14 protein-coding genes are annotated in these 13,524 nt (G+C 70.6%); 12 read left to right on the top strand and 2 right to left on the bottom strand.

The window, feature by feature from the left end; genetic code table 11:
- Positions 1–104 precede the first annotated feature (104 nt).
- From ACFZBT_RS24300 to ACFZBT_RS24250, 11 genes are all read left to right on the top strand, one after another.
- Positions 105–398, top strand: coding sequence for a hypothetical protein (locus ACFZBT_RS24300; protein WP_391106848.1), 294 nt, complete (start codon positions 105–107; stop codon positions 396–398).
- Positions 399–442: 44 nt separating this feature from the next.
- The gene (locus ACFZBT_RS24295; RefSeq protein ID WP_184597413.1) at positions 443–637 is read left to right on the top strand and encodes a hypothetical protein; all 195 of its coding nucleotides are present in this window, start codon (positions 443–445) and stop codon (positions 635–637) included.
- A 259-nt stretch (positions 638–896) separates the two neighbouring features.
- Positions 897–1,181 carry a Sec-independent protein translocase subunit TatA gene (gene tatA, locus ACFZBT_RS24290; RefSeq protein WP_382833434.1) on the top strand — a complete coding sequence of 95 codons (285 nt, stop codon included), beginning with the start codon at positions 897–899 and terminating at the stop codon, positions 1,179–1,181.
- A gap of 47 nt (positions 1,182–1,228) precedes the next feature.
- A complete protein-coding gene (gene tatC / locus ACFZBT_RS24285; RefSeq protein ID WP_391106843.1) occupies positions 1,229–2,191 on the top strand; it encodes a twin-arginine translocase subunit TatC in 963 nt (320 codons plus the stop codon).
- 31 nt (positions 2,192–2,222) lie between these two features.
- A complete protein-coding gene (locus ACFZBT_RS24280; RefSeq protein ID WP_391106841.1) occupies positions 2,223–3,113 on the top strand; it encodes a diacylglycerol kinase in 891 nt (296 codons plus the stop codon).
- 40 nt (positions 3,114–3,153) lie between these two features.
- Complete coding sequence (locus ACFZBT_RS24275; protein ID WP_391106839.1) at positions 3,154–6,003, top strand: DEAD/DEAH box helicase; 2,850 nt, start codon at positions 3,154–3,156, stop codon at positions 6,001–6,003.
- Between the two features lie 329 nt (positions 6,004–6,332).
- Positions 6,333–7,976: an ATP-binding protein gene (locus tag ACFZBT_RS24270; RefSeq protein ID WP_391106836.1), complete on the top strand. Its 1,644-nt coding sequence runs from the start codon at positions 6,333–6,335 to the stop codon at positions 7,974–7,976.
- Entirely contained in the window at positions 7,973–8,380 is a 408-nt protein-coding gene (locus ACFZBT_RS24265; protein WP_391106833.1) for a roadblock/LC7 domain-containing protein, read from the top strand. Before ACFZBT_RS24270 ends, ACFZBT_RS24265 begins: the two co-directional genes overlap by 4 nt.
- Positions 8,377–8,775 carry a DUF742 domain-containing protein gene (locus tag ACFZBT_RS24260; protein ID WP_391106830.1) on the top strand — a complete coding sequence of 133 codons (399 nt, stop codon included), beginning with the start codon at positions 8,377–8,379 and terminating at the stop codon, positions 8,773–8,775. Before ACFZBT_RS24265 ends, ACFZBT_RS24260 begins: the two co-directional genes overlap by 4 nt.
- Complete coding sequence (locus ACFZBT_RS24255) at positions 8,756–9,376, top strand: ATP/GTP-binding protein (RefSeq protein ID WP_391106827.1); 621 nt, start codon at positions 8,756–8,758, stop codon at positions 9,374–9,376. The genes ACFZBT_RS24260 and ACFZBT_RS24255 overlap by 20 nt, the downstream gene beginning before the upstream one ends.
- Positions 9,377–9,466: 90 nt before the next feature.
- Positions 9,467–10,990, top strand: a complete 1,524-nt coding sequence (locus ACFZBT_RS24250; RefSeq protein WP_391106825.1) for a cytochrome P450 — start codon at positions 9,467–9,469, stop codon at positions 10,988–10,990.
- On the opposite strand, the gene ACFZBT_RS24245 is transcribed toward ACFZBT_RS24250, so the two are convergent.
- Positions 10,984–11,970 carry a pseudouridine synthase gene (locus ACFZBT_RS24245; protein WP_391106822.1) on the bottom strand — a complete coding sequence of 329 codons (987 nt, stop codon included), beginning with the start codon at positions 11,968–11,970 and terminating at the stop codon, positions 10,984–10,986. The genes ACFZBT_RS24250 and ACFZBT_RS24245 overlap by 7 nt on opposite strands.
- Positions 11,971–12,051: 81 nt before the next feature.
- Here ACFZBT_RS24245 and ACFZBT_RS24240 point away from each other — a divergent pair, with 81 nt between their 5' ends.
- A complete protein-coding gene (locus tag ACFZBT_RS24240; RefSeq protein WP_391106819.1) occupies positions 12,052–12,633 on the top strand; it encodes a GNAT family N-acetyltransferase in 582 nt (193 codons plus the stop codon).
- A 22-nt stretch (positions 12,634–12,655) separates the two neighbouring features.
- Here ACFZBT_RS24240 and ACFZBT_RS24235 read toward each other — a convergent pair whose 3' ends face one another.
- Positions 12,656–13,498 carry a siderophore-interacting protein gene (locus ACFZBT_RS24235; protein WP_391106817.1) on the bottom strand — a complete coding sequence of 281 codons (843 nt, stop codon included), beginning with the start codon at positions 13,496–13,498 and terminating at the stop codon, positions 12,656–12,658.
- Positions 13,499–13,524 lie beyond the last annotated feature (26 nt).

Genomic DNA, 13,524 nt, shown 5'->3' with positions numbered 1-13,524 from the left:
CGGGCGTTTCCACCCCGGGCAGGGGCGGAGCGAGCCGCGACACCGGCCGCATCCCGCCCTGCCGCCCCGGTAGGCGAACGACCACAGGAAGAGGAGCGAGGGCTGTGAGCGAGTCGGCGACGTCCGGTGCGCGGGGCATGACGGTGGAGTCCGCGTTCGCCGGGATGAGAAGCGTGGCTCCCGTGGTGTTCCGGGCGGGTTGCCCGGACTGCCGGGAGCGCTTCGAGCTCACCGCCGGAGCCCTGCGCCTCGCCATCGGCGCCACCAGCCGCACCACCTTCTACTCCTTCACCTGCCCGGAGTGCGGCGCGTCCGTCCGCAAGCCCGCGGGGGAGCGGATCGTGGAGCTGCTCACCGGCGGCGGCGTGCGGACCCTGCGACTCGCTCCGACCCTCTGAGGGTCCGGGCGTCCGCCCCTCCCGGAGGGTCTAGGCTCGACGGCATGTTCTGGCCGATGTTCGCGGTAGCCGTGGGGTTCGTGGGTCTCGCCGTGCTCGGGGTGCTCGCCGTCCGGGTCTTCGTGGAGGCACAGCGCCTGGGCAGGCAGGTCACCGATTCCGCGCGCCGTATCAACCGGGCCGCCGAGGATCTGGAGCGGGCCGCGGGGAGCGCGGCCCGGTCCGTGGACGCCCTGTGAGCCGTTCAGCAGGCGGCTGTGAGTTGCGCTTTGGGCCACTTCGCCCTGTCACCTCCGTGGTTCGGACAGGTACGCTGCTGGTCGCGGCCCGGTTAACGAGGCACTGGCCGCGGACGGGAGTACGTACAGGGGATGCAGAGGGATTGCCTCACGTTTACCCCTGAGCGTTACGATCGCTGTCAACACGACCGTTCGGACATATGTCCGACCGGTCGGACAGCACCCCACCCCAGCCGCCTCGGTGAGAAGGTAAAGACTTATGTTCGGAAGGCTCGGAGCCCCCGAGATCATTCTCATCCTCGTCGTCATCATCCTGCTGTTCGGCGCGAAGAAGCTTCCGGACATGGCTCGGTCGCTCGGCAAGTCCGCCCGCATCCTCAAGAGCGAGGCCAAGGCGATGAAGGACGAGAGCAAGTCGTCCACGACCCCGGCCGGCCCGCCCAACAACGACGAGCAGCCCTCGCACCGCACCATCCAGGCAGCGCCCGGTGACGTGACCAGCTCGCGTCCGGTCAACGAGCCGACGGACACGACGAAGCGCTGAAGCCGGGCCGGTGACCTCCGGCCCGCCGCACGAGATGGGAACGTGGGTTGCTGAAGTCTGCCCGCAAGCAGGAGAAGGATCCCGAGGGGCGGATGCCCCTCGCGGAGCACCTTCGCGAGCTCCGCAACCGGCTCGCCAAGGCGATGCTGGCGATCGTCGTCATCACGGTCGTCGCCGCCTTCTTCTACAACGACATCATCAACTTGATCACCAAGCCGATCCTCGACTCGGTCGGCTGTGACAAGACCTTCGAGGAACTGGCCAGGTCGCGGCAGTCCTCCAAGCCGTGTGCGCAGATCACCATCAACGGTCTGATCACTCCCTTCACGCTGGCGCTGAAGGTGTCCCTGATGGCCGGTGTCGTACTGGCCTCGCCGGTCTGGCTCTACCAGCTGTGGGCCTTCATCGCGCCGGGCCTGCACCGGCACGAGCGGAAGTACGCGTACGCCTTCGTCGGCACGGGCGCCCCGCTGTTCATCATCGGCGCCTACTTCGCCTACACGGTGCTTCCCACCACGGCGAAGGTGCTCCTCGAATTCACTCCGGGCGGCACGTCCAACCTCCTCCCGCTGGACGATCTGCTCGACCTGGTCATGCGGATGGTGCTTGTCTTCGGCCTCTCGTTCGAGCTGCCCCTGCTGCTGGTCATGCTGAACCTCACCGGAGCACTCACCGGCAAGCGCATGCTCGGCTGGTGGCGCGGCATGATCATGGGCATCACGGTCTTCGCGGCCATCGCCACACCCAGCACCGACCCGCTGACCATGCTGATGCTCGCCGGGCCGATCTGGGTCCTGTACTTCGCGGCCGTCGCCTTCTCCCTGCTCAACGACCGCCGTCGCAGCCGTCGTGACGCCCTGGGCCCCGCCGACGACGAGGCCTCCGAGCTGGATCTCACCCCCGACGACATCGGCGAGATCGAACCCGTGACCACGGGCCGGGCCGCCCTGCCCGAGCAGGCGAGTTCGGAACGCTCGGACCGGGTCAACGGTTATGACGACGTGACCTGAAGATCGCCAGGCAGCTCATAGGGTCGGTCGCGTGACCAGCGAGATCACCCTCTTCGTCAACCCCACCGCGGGCCGCGGCCGGGGCGCCCGCGCGGCGCAGCCGGCCGCTTCCGCGTTGCGGGCGGCCGGCTTCTCGGTGCGTACGGTGCTCGGCGAGGACGCCGCGGACGCCCTCATCCGCGCCCGTGCCGCCGTCGAGGGCGGCACCGGAGCGCTGATCGCCGTCGGCGGTGACGGCATGGCCAACCTCGCGCTGCGGGCGGTCGCGGGCACCCGCACCCCGCTCGGCCTGGTCGCCGTCGGCACCGGAAACGACTTCGCCCGCGCCCTCGGCCTGCCCGTGCGCGAGCCGGCGGCCGCGGGCCGCATGATCGCCGACGCCCTCAAGTGCGGCCGGATCCGCGACATCGACCTCGGGCAGGTGGGCGACCGCTGGTTCGGCACGGTCCTCGCCTCCGGCTTCGACTCCCGTGTCAACGACCGCGGCAACCGCATGCGGTTGCCCGCCGGTCGCTTCAAGTACGACCTGGCGATGATCGCCGAACTGGCCGCGTTCCGGCCCGTCCCGTACCGGATCCGGCTCGACGACGGCGAGGTCCGTGAGGTCGAGGCGACCCTGGTGGCCGTCGGCAACGGCTCGTCGTACGGCGGCGGCATGCGGATCTGCCCCGGCGCCGACCTCACCGACGGGCTGTTCGACATCACCGTGGTCGGGGACTGCAGCCGTACGACGCTGCTGCGGGTGTTTCCGAGGGTGTACCGGGGGACCCACGCCGGGCATCCGGCGGTGACCGTGCTGCGGGCGGCCCGGGTCGAGATCGCCGCCGAGGGGATCACCGGGTACGCGGACGGGGAGCCGCTCGGCCCGCTGCCGCTGAGCGTGCGCTGCGTGCGCGGGGGCGTGCGGGTCGTCGGCCCCTGAACTGCGCCGATCCCCGGTTTCACAGGAATGGATCCGGATAATGATCGTCCTGTTGTCAGTGCGGCCCGGTACGCTCGAAAGCACGATGACAGAGGACCTCTCACCGGCCGAGCGGTACGCGGCAGCCCGCAAGCGTGCTGTCGAGCAGGCCACCGCGCTCGTCTCCTTCCGCGAGATGTACGACTTCGGTCTCGACCCCTTCCAGATCGAGGCCTGCCAGGCGCTCGAAGCGGGCAAGGGTGTCCTGGTCGCCGCGCCCACCGGCTCGGGCAAGACGATCGTGGGCGAGTTCGCCGTCCACCTCGCTCTCCAGCAGGGCAAGAAGTGCTTCTACACGACACCCATCAAGGCGCTGTCGAACCAGAAGTACGCCGACCTGTGCCGCCGCTACGGCACGGACAAGGTGGGCCTGCTCACCGGCGACAACAGCGTCAACTCCGACGCCCCGGTGGTCGTGATGACCACCGAGGTGCTGCGGAACATGCTGTACGCCGGTTCGCAGACCCTCCTGGGCCTGGGCTACGTGGTCATGGACGAGGTGCACTACCTCTCCGACCGGTTCCGGGGCGCCGTATGGGAAGAAGTGATCATCCACCTTCCCGAGTCGGTCACACTGGTGTCGCTGTCGGCGACCGTGTCGAACGCCGAGGAGTTCGGCGACTGGCTCGACACCGTCCGCGGTGACACCGAGGTGATCGTCTCCGAGCACCGGCCCGTGCCGCTCTTCCAGCATGTGCTCGCCGGGCGGCGGATGTACGACCTGTTCGAGGAGGGCGAGGGCCACAAGAAGGCCGTCAACCCCGACCTCACGCGCATGGCGCGCATGGAGGCGAGCCGGCCGTCGTACCAGGACCGCCGGCGCGGCCGGTCCATGCGCGAGGCCGACCGCGAGCGCGACCGCAGACAGCGCTCCCGGGTGTGGACACCGAGCCGGCCCGAGGTCATCGAACGGCTCGACGCCGAGGGGCTGCTGCCCGCCATCACCTTCATCTTCAGCCGCGCCGCCTGCGAGGCCGCCGTCCAGCAGTGCCTGTACGCGGGCCTCCGGCTCAACGACGACGAGGCCCGCGGGCGGGTCCGCGCGCTCGTCGAGGAGCGCACGTCGTCCATCCCGACCGAGGACCTGCACGTCCTTGGCTACTACGAGTGGCTGGAAGGCCTGGAGCGAGGCATCGCGGCCCACCACGCGGGCATGCTGCCGACCTTCAAGGAGGTCGTCGAGGAACTGTTCGTACGCGGCCTGGTCAAGGCCGTGTTCGCGACCGAGACCCTCGCCCTCGGCATCAACATGCCCGCCCGCTCGGTGGTGCTGGAGAAGCTCGTCAAGTGGAACGGCGAGCAGCACGCGGACATCACCCCGGGCGAGTACACGCAGTTGACGGGGCGTGCGGGGCGGCGCGGCATCGACGTCGAGGGCCACGCCGTGGTGCTGTGGCAGCGCGGCTCCAGCCCCGAGCACCTGGCGGGCCTGGCCGGCACGCGCACGTACCCACTGCGCTCCAGCTTCAGGCCGTCGTACAACATGGCGGTCAACCTGGTCGAGCAGTTCGGCCGGCACCGTTCGCGCGAGCTGCTGGAGACGTCCTTCGCGCAGTTCCAGGCGGACAAGTCGGTGGTCGGCATCTCCCGCCAGGTGCAGCGCAACGAGGAGGGGCTCGAGGGCTACAAGGCCTCCATGACCTGCCACCTCGGCGACTTCGAGGAGTACGCGCGGCTGCGCCGCGAGCTGAAGGACCGTGAGAACGACCTGGCCCGGCAGGGCGCGGCACAGCGGCGCGCCGAGGCCGCCGTCGCGCTGGAGAAGCTGAAGCCCGGAGACGTCATCCACGTGCCCACCGGCAAGTACGCGGGCCTGGCACTGGTGCTGGACCCGGGCCTGCCCGCAGGCCGTTCGAACGGCCACCGGGGCTTCGAGCACCACGACGGTCCGCGCCCGCTGGTGCTGACCGCCGAGCGGCAGGTGAAGCGGCTGGCGTCCATCGACTTCCCGGTTCCGGTCGAGCCGCTGGAGCGGATGCGGATCCCGAAGTCCTTCAACCCCCGTTCCCCGCAGTCCCGTCGGGACCTCGCCTCCGCGTTGCGCACCAAGGCCGGGCACATCCCGGCCGACCGGCACCGCAAGCGGCGCTCCCAGGCGGCCGACGACCGCGAGATCGCCCGGCTGCGGACCGAACTGCGCGCGCACCCCTGCCACGGGTGCGACGACCGTGAGGACCATGCCCGTTGGGCCGAGCGCTACCACCGGCTGCTGCGGGACACCTCGCAGCTGGAGCGACGGATCGAGGGCCGTACGAACACGATCGCGCGGACCTTCGACCGTATCGTGGCGCTGCTGACCGAGCTCGACTATCTGCGCGGAGACGAGGTCACCGAGCACGGCAAGCGGCTCGCCCGGCTCTACGGCGAGCTGGACCTGCTCGCCAGCGAGTGCCTGCGCGAGGGCGTCTGGGAGGGGCTCGGCCCGGCCGAACTGGCGGGCTGTGTCTCGGCGTTGGTGTACGAGGCGCGTGCGGCGGACGACGCGATGGCGCCGAAGCTGCCGTCGGGGAAGGCCAAGGCCGCGCTGGGGGAGATGGTGCGGATCTGGGGGCGGCTGGACGCGCTGGAGGAGGAGTTCCGGATCACCCAGACCGAGGGTGTCGGACAGCGTGAGCCCGATCTGGGGTTCGCCTGGGCCGCGTACATGTGGGCCTCCGGGGCGGGGCTGGACGAGGTGCTGCGCGAGGCGGAGATGCCGGCGGGGGACTTCGTGCGGTGGTGCAAGCAGGTCATCGATGTGCTGGGGCAGATCGCGGCGGCGGCGCCGCAGGGGTCTTCGGTGGTCAAGAACGCGCGTAAGGCTGTTGATCTGTTGCTGCGGGGAGTTGTCGCCTACTCGTCGGTGGGGTGATCGTTTGCTGCGCGGGTGTCCGCCCGGATGTGGTTGCTCGCGCAGTTCCCCGCGCCCCTGAAGGGGCGTTGTCCTGAGGCCACTCACCCGTCACGGTGAGTGGCATTCGTATGCACGTACGCCGTTACGCACGGCGTTCGAACGGTGTCGCAGCGTGTAAACGACCGAGCGTACTATCCCTTCGCGTCCGGTTTCCGGTGGATGCCGAATATGACACGGCGATGATCCGGTCGGACTAAGCTCGCCCGCAGCGCACCGGCTTGAGATGAATTCGTGCGCTTGTTCCCCAATTGTGTGGAACTCCAGCCGACTCCTGTCAGAAGGCCTACATGGTGAGTGTTCAATCCCCTCCCGTTCGCCGTGAACTTCCCTACGCGCGCGTGCTGTTGCTGCCGGCCATAGCGATGGCCGCGGCATCCGGAGCCGCCGTCGCCCTGGTGACGGAGTCGGCCCGGCTCGCCGTCGGCTGGTGCGGCGGCATCGCCACCGCGCTGGTGATCGCGACGGCAGCCGAGGCGGTCCGCCGCGGCCGTGCACTGCGGAACCAGCGTGCCGAGCACGCCCGTCACAGCGCGTATCTGGAGCAGCGGATCGCCGGCCACGAGCACGAGTTGGTCCGCTTCACAAGGGAGGTCGTCCCCGCCGCGCTCGACCTGCTGCGCACCGGAGAGTCCCCCAGGGAGGTGATTCGCAAGCTCGGAGTGGCCAACCCCGCCTACCGCGACCTCCCCGCGCCGGAGGTCGAGACACTCCTGACGGTGCTCAGGATCGTCGACCACGAAGTGACCATGCGCGACGCCGCCGCTCGCTCCTTCGTCACGGTCGCCCGCCGCGTCCAGGCGATCGCCCACCAGCAGGCCGAGGAGCTCCGGGAGATGGAGGAGGACCACGGCCGCAACCCCGAGGTCTTCGACGACCTGCTGCGCATCGACCACGGCAACGCGCTGATCGGCCGTCTCGCCGACTCCGTCTCCGTCCTCGGCGGCGGCCGCCCCGGCCGGCAGTGGCCCGAGCCGGTGTCCCTGTACAGCACGCTGCGCGGCGCCATGTCCCGCATCCTGGAGTACCGGCGCATCCAGCTGTCCTCCATCGCCAAGGTCAGCGTCAAGGGCATCTACGTCGAGCCCGTCATCCACGCCGCCGCCGAACTCCTCGACAACGCCACGCGCTACTCGCCGCCCCAGACCAAGGTGCACGTCACCGCGACCGAGGTGCAGACCGGCGTCTGCATCGAGATCGAGGACGGCGGCGTCAACCTCAACGAGGAGGCGCGGGCCCGGATCGAGGGCATGCTGGAGGCCGCCAAGGCGGGCGTCGACCTCCAGGACATCGGAGAGCACCCGCGTCTGGGCCTGGCCGTCGTCGGCCGCCTCTGCACGGCGTACAACATGCAGGTCTCGCTGCGGGCCTCGGCGTACGGCGGCGTCCGCGCCATCCTCATCGTGCCGAGCGAGATGATCACCCATGAGCCGGGCGTCGGACTCGCCCACGGCATCGGCGCCACCGGCATCCCCATGAAGGTCGGCATTCCCGAGGGCCCGAAGCGCGCTCCCAAGAGGCGGCGCCCCACCATGCCGAAGATCCCCGCGACGGTCTCCCTGGAGGACGACGACGTCCCCGAGGTCACCGAGTGGACGACGAACGGTCTGCCGCAGCGCCGCAGCCGGGTGAAGATGCCGCTCGCCGAGCGGCTCGCCCAGCAGGCCGCCAACGAGAAGGCCGACCGGGAGGCCGCCGAACGGGGCGAGTACAACCCTTGGACAGCCGTCGCGGAGCCCGAGACGAAGCCCCTGCGCGACATGTCGGCCCCCGACGCCCCCGGCAAGGGCCTCGAGGCCTTCTGGGAGGGACTCAAGCAGGGCATCGAACCCGGCACCCACCCGACCGACTTCATCAGGAACCCGACCAAGTACCTGCATCTGATCAACGACCCGGCCCCCAGCGAGGCCGACGAGGAGGGGGACCTCAAGTGATTCAGCAGCGAGGCAACTTCGACTGGATGCTCAAGCAACTCGCCGACGGCGTACCGGGCATTCAGATGATCGTGGTGCTCTCGGCCGACGGACTGCGCATCGCCCGCCACGGCGGCGAGCCCGACGCGGCAGACCGGGTCGCCGCCGCCTGCGCCGGCCTGCAGTCCCTCGCGGGCAGCATCTGCCAGGAACTCACGGTCGGCGACGGCGAGATGAAGCTCGTCATGATCGAGATCGACCGCGGCTACTTCTATCTGATGAACGCCGGGGCCAACGCCTTCCTCGCGGTGCTCTCCGACGTGCGGTGCGAACCCGGCCGGATGAGCGCGATGATGCGTGACCTCGTCGTCCGGATCGGCGGCCATCTGACCAGTCCGCCCCGGCGCAACGGGCAGATCGTATGACGCCTCCGCAACGCCAGAGGCGCGACCCCGCCCCGGAACCGCCCCCGTCCCAGGAGGGCGAGGGCAAACCCAGGAACCCGGAGCGGATGTACGTGGTGGCCGGCCCGGACGGTGAACGGGCCGAGCTCGATCTGGTCACGTTAATCGTGGCGCGTGCCGAAGACCCGCCGCCTTCCGCCTCCCCCGAGCAGGCGGCGCTGCTCCGGCTCTGCGCCGCCCCCCTGTCCGTGGCCGAGCTGTCGGCCTACCTCAACCTGCCGTTCAGCGCGATGGGCGTGCTGCTCACCGAGCTGCTGACGGCGGAACTGGTGCAGGCGCGCGCCCCGGTCGTCCGCCAGTCACGCACCGACCGTTCCCTCCTCGAAGCGGTGATGAATGGACTTCAAAGGCTCTGACACCATCCCGGGCCCCCGGGCCGAGGACCAGTTGCCCCACACGGCACAGTCCGCGGCCAAGATCGTGATCGTGGGTGGCTTCGGCGTCGGCAAGACCACCATGGTCGGCTCGGTCAGCGAGATCACACCGCTGACCACCGAGGAGACCATGACGCAGGCCGGCATCGGTGTCGACGACAACTTCGGCTCCGCGTCCAAGACGGCCACCACCGTCGCCATGGACTTCGGCCGCATCAGCATCACCGACCAGCTGGTGCTCTATCTCTTCGGCACACCGGGCCAGCAGCGCTTCTGGTTCCTGTGGAACGGCCTGTTCGAGGGCGCGCTCGGCGCGGTGGTGCTGGTCGACACCCGTCGGCTGGAGGTCAGTTTCGATGTCATGGGGCGCCTGGAGGAGCGCGGTGTGCCGTTCGTGGTGGCGGTCAACTCCTTCCCGGACGCGCCCCGTTACGACCTCGAGGAGCTGCGCACGGCCCTCGACCTCACCCCGGACATCCCGATCATGGAGTGCGACGTACGCCGCCGGGCCTCCAGCCGTGACGTCCTGATGACCCTCATGCGCTTTCTGCACTCGCTCGCCATGACGGGCGCACGCCGCTGATCCCGCGTCCTGCCCGCCCCACCCCCACTCTCCCCAACCCGCTTTCCCCCACCAGACACCTGGATTCACTTCAGTTTCGGAGCGACCACTGTGACGCCTGAATCCCATGCCCCGGCCGATACGGACGCCTCCCGGCTCGGCCCGCCCCCCGGCTGCCCCGCACACGGCCTCGGGCCCGGCGGACTGCACCGGCTGCACGAGTCGGAGGATCTGGGAGCGCTGTACGAGCAGCTGCGGAAGGACCACGGCCCCGTGGCGCCCGTGCTGCTCCACGACGACGTACCGATCTGGATCGTCCTCGGACATGCCGAGAACCTGCACATGGTGCGCTCGCCCTCGCAGTTCTGCCGGGACAGCCGTATCTGGACCCCGCTGAGGGACGGCCTGGTCAAGCCCGACCACCCGCTGATGCCGCACATCGCCTGGCAGCCCATCGCCTCGCACGCCGAGGGAGACGAGCACAAGCGGCTGCGCGGCGCGGTTCAGGGCGCCATCTCGACCATCGACTTCCGCAGCCTGCGCCGCTACATCAACCGCAGCACGCAGGCCATCGTCAACCGCTTCTGCGAGGAGGGCGAGGCCGACCTCGTCGGCCAGTTCGCCGAGCATCTGCCGATGGCCGTGATGTGCGAGATCCTCGGCATGGCCGACGAGTACAGCGACCGTCTCGTCGAGGCAGCCCGCGACGCGCTCAAGGGCACCGAGACCGCGATCGCCAGCCACTCCTACGTCATGGACGCCCTGAGCCGGCTCACCGCACGGCGCCGCGCCCAGCCGGAGGAGGACTTCGCCAGCTACCTGATCACCCACCCGGCCCGGCTGACCGACGACGAGGTCAGGGAGCACCTGCGCCTGGTGCTCTTCGCCGCCTACGAGGCCACCACCAATCTGCTGTCCAACGTGCTGCTCACGGTGCTGATCGACCCGCGCTTCCGGGCCCAGCTCAACGGCGGTCAGATGACCGTGCCGGAGGCGGTGGAGCAGTCCCTGTGGAACGAGCCGCCGTTCAGTACGGTCTTCGCCTACTTCGCCAAGCAGGAGACCGAGCTCGGCGGTCAGCGCATCCGCCGGGGCGACGGACTGCTCTTCGCCCCGGCCCCGGCCAACGTCGACCCGCGGGTACGGCCCGACCTGGCCGCCAGCATGCAGGGCAACCGCTCCCACCTCGCGTTCGGCGGGGGCCCGCACGAGTGCCCAGGGCAGGACATCGGCCGCTCCATCGCCGATGTCGGCGTCGACGCGCTGCTGATGCGGCTGCCCGACGTCGAGCTCGACTGCGACGAGGAGGAGCTGCGCTGGACGGCGTCCATCGCCTCCCGGCACCTGGTGGCGATGCCGGTGCAGTTCTCGCCCAAGCCGCCGCAGGACGTGACGGAGCCGCCGAGCCACAAGCAGGTCCCGGCGCAGCGCTCCGACTGGCAGATCGGCAGCGCGCAGCCGCAGGCCGCACCGATCGCCGCGCAGCCCGCGGCACCGGCCGCCGTACAGCCGCAGCCGGCCCCGGCGCAGCCCCAGCCGGCCCCGGTGTACCCACAGGTTCAGCCGGCGGCGCAGGAACCGGCCCGCCGCAGGGGCGCCTGGCAGCGCTTCCTGAGCTGGTGGCGCGGCTACTGACCGGCTGACGGGCCGTCGTACGTCCCGGCGGCCCACCGGTCGTACGACGCCCACGCGGCGAGCTCGCGGCCGCTGCGGAACCGGTGTTCCTCGCCCGTGACCGGATCGGTGAACGCAAGGGCCCGTGCCAGCAGTTGGAGCGGGCGCCGGAAGTCACCGGCCGGTACGGGGCCGGTCACCTCCGGGTAGAGCGGGTCGCCGAGGATCGGCACGCCCAGCGCGGTCATGTGCACCCGCAGCTGGTGGGTCTGCCCGGTGCCGGGCACCAGCCGGTACCGGGCGAGTCCGCCCACGCCTTCCGGGCGTTGCCCGAGGAGTTCGACCCGGCTCACGGCGTTCGGCTCGCCCGTCACCTCCCGGGCCTGGAGCACTCCGCGCTCCTTCACGATCCGGCTGCGTACGGTCCGGGGCAGGGAGAGGGCGGGGTCGTACGAGGCGACTGCCTCGTATTCCTTGAGGACCCGGCGGTCGCTGAACAGCGTCTGATAGGCGCCGCGTTCCTCGGGGCGCACGGTGAACAGCACGAGCCCCGCGGTGAGCCGGTCCAGGCGGTGCGCGGGACCGAGCGCGGGGATGTCCAGCTCCCGGCGCAGCCTGGCCAGCGCGGTCTCGGTGACATGGCTGCCGCGCGGGGTGGTGGCGAGGAAGTGGGGTTTGTCGACGACGACGATGTGCTCGTCCCGGTGCACGACCTCCAGCGGGAAGGGCACCGGCACCTCCTCGGGCAGCTCCCGGTGGAACCACACGAACATCCCCGGCACGTACGGCGCGTCCGCCGCCACGGCCCGTCCGTCCGCCCCGACGATCTGCCCCGTGTCGAACATACCGTCGACGACACCGGCACCCGCCCCGCTCAGTCGCTCCACCAGGTGCTCACGCACCGTGGGCCACGACCCCGCGACGGGCAGCCGCACCCGCACCGGATCCACGCCGTGGCGCTGCGGCAGGGGAGAGGGCGGGATGCGGGGCTTGCGTCTCATCGCGGCCCAGCGTACGAGGCCCGGTGCGCCGGACGGAAAACCACTGGGACCGACCCTCGTGTCCTTGCCAGGATGCGGGGCATGCCGTACCTCACCAGCCCGGTCCTGACCGCCGGGACGCTTGCCCACCGCCCGCAGCCCACCCTCGCCACCGGCGACGGGCTCCTGCTGCGCCCCTGGCGGGCCGCGGACGCGCCCGCCGTGTGCGAGGTCTTCCAGGATTCCGTGATGCACCAGTGGCACGCCCGGGCAGCCGGCTCCGAGGAGGAGGTCGCCGACTGGATCGGCGACTGGCACCGGGCGTGGGAGGAGGAACGGGAGGCGCACTGGGCGGTCACCGACGCGGACTCCGGCTCGCTGCTGGGGCGGGTCGCGCTGCGCGAGATACGGCTCGACGACGGTGGGGCGGAGGTGGCGTACTGGACCGTCCCGGCGGCCCGGGGCCGGGGCGTCGCCGTGCGTGCCACGACCGCGCTGACCCGCTGGGCCCTCGACGAGACCGGCTTCCACCGCCTGGAACTCCTGCACGCCGTACGCAACGAGGTGTCCTGCCGCGTCGCGTCCAGGACGGGCTTCGCCCTGGAGGGCACGAAGCGCGGTGCCGCCCTGCATCCGGACGGCTGGCACGACATGCATCTGCACGCTCGCGTGCGGGGGGAGTGAGGGGCGGCCGCGCTCGCGTCGCTCAGGCGGCCGGGCTGCTCTTCTCTTCCGCCTCGATACGCGCGTTCCACTCCCGCTTCGAGGCCTGCCAGCCGTCCTCGTTGTGGCCGCGCCGCCAGTAGCCGGAGATCGACAGGTCCTCGCGCGCGATCTGGCGCTCGACCCGGAGCAGATGGCGCAGCTCCTTCACGAAGTGCGCCTCGCCGTGCACGAAGGCGTGCACCCGGCCCTCGGGGAACTCCAGGTTCCGCACCGCCTCGACCAGTGCCTCGCCGAGGGGCCGGTCGCCGCGGTGCAGCCATACGACGTCCACGTCCGAGTCGATCTTCTGCTCCTCCTCGGGGCCGGAGATCTCCACGAAGGCGCAGGCCTTGGCGCCGCGCGGCAGGGCCTCCAGGGCGCAGGCGATCGCGGGCAGCGCGCTCTCGTCACCGACGAGCAGATGCCAGTCGGCGTCGGCGTCGGGCGCGTACGCCCCGCCCGGACCCATGAAGCGCACGATCTCGCCCGGCTGGACGCGCACCGCCCACGGGCCGGCCAGGCCCTCGTCGCCGTGGATGACGAAGTCCAGGGTCAGCTCGCGGTGCTCGGCGTCCCACTGGCGCACCGTGTACGTCCGGGTCACCGGCCACTGTTCGCGGGGGAACTCGTCGCGGATGCGCTGCACGTCGAAGGGCTCCGGGTAGGTCACGCCTTCGGGTGCGAACAGCAGCTTCACATAGTGGTCGGTGCACGTACCCGCCGCGAAGTCGGCGAGGCCCTCGCCGCCGAGCACCACACGCTGCATGTGCGGAGTCAGCCGTTCGGTGCGGACGACCTGAGCGGAATGCGGCTTGCGCGGCTGACGTCCGGGTCGCTCTGCCATGAGGACCTCCCTGTCTCGCATAGTTA

Source organism: Streptomyces sp. NPDC008137 (genome assembly GCF_042957035.1).
In the GTDB taxonomy this organism is placed as follows: Bacteria; Actinomycetota; Actinomycetes; order Streptomycetales; family Streptomycetaceae; genus Streptomyces.
The sequence above is the reverse complement of the archived record's forward strand: the minus strand, read 5'-3'. Positions and strand labels throughout refer to the sequence as shown.

What these genes read in the sequence shown, in the direction of transcription:
- ACFZBT_RS24295 (WP_184597413.1), top strand. Translation starts at nt 443, where the DNA reads ATGTTCTGGCCGATGTTCGCGGTAGCCGTGGGGTTCGTGGGTCTCGCC.
- tatA (WP_382833434.1), top strand. Translation starts at nt 897, where the DNA reads ATGTTCGGAAGGCTCGGAGCCCCCGAGATCATTCTCATCCTCGTCGTC.
- ACFZBT_RS24275 (WP_391106839.1), top strand. Translation starts at nt 3,154, where the DNA reads ATGATCGTCCTGTTGTCAGTGCGGCCCGGTACGCTCGAAAGCACGATG.
- ACFZBT_RS24270 (WP_391106836.1), top strand. Translation starts at nt 6,333, where the DNA reads ATGGTGAGTGTTCAATCCCCTCCCGTTCGCCGTGAACTTCCCTACGCG.
- ACFZBT_RS24260 (WP_391106830.1), top strand. Translation starts at nt 8,377, where the DNA reads ATGACGCCTCCGCAACGCCAGAGGCGCGACCCCGCCCCGGAACCGCCC.
- ACFZBT_RS24255 (WP_391106827.1), top strand. Translation starts at nt 8,756, where the DNA reads ATGGACTTCAAAGGCTCTGACACCATCCCGGGCCCCCGGGCCGAGGAC.
- ACFZBT_RS24245 (WP_391106822.1), bottom strand. Translation starts at nt 11,970, where the DNA reads ATGAGACGCAAGCCCCGCATCCCGCCCTCTCCCCTGCCGCAGCGCCAC.
- ACFZBT_RS24240 (WP_391106819.1), top strand. Translation starts at nt 12,052, where the DNA reads ATGCCGTACCTCACCAGCCCGGTCCTGACCGCCGGGACGCTTGCCCAC.
- ACFZBT_RS24235 (WP_391106817.1), bottom strand. Translation starts at nt 13,498, where the DNA reads ATGGCAGAGCGACCCGGACGTCAGCCGCGCAAGCCGCATTCCGCTCAG.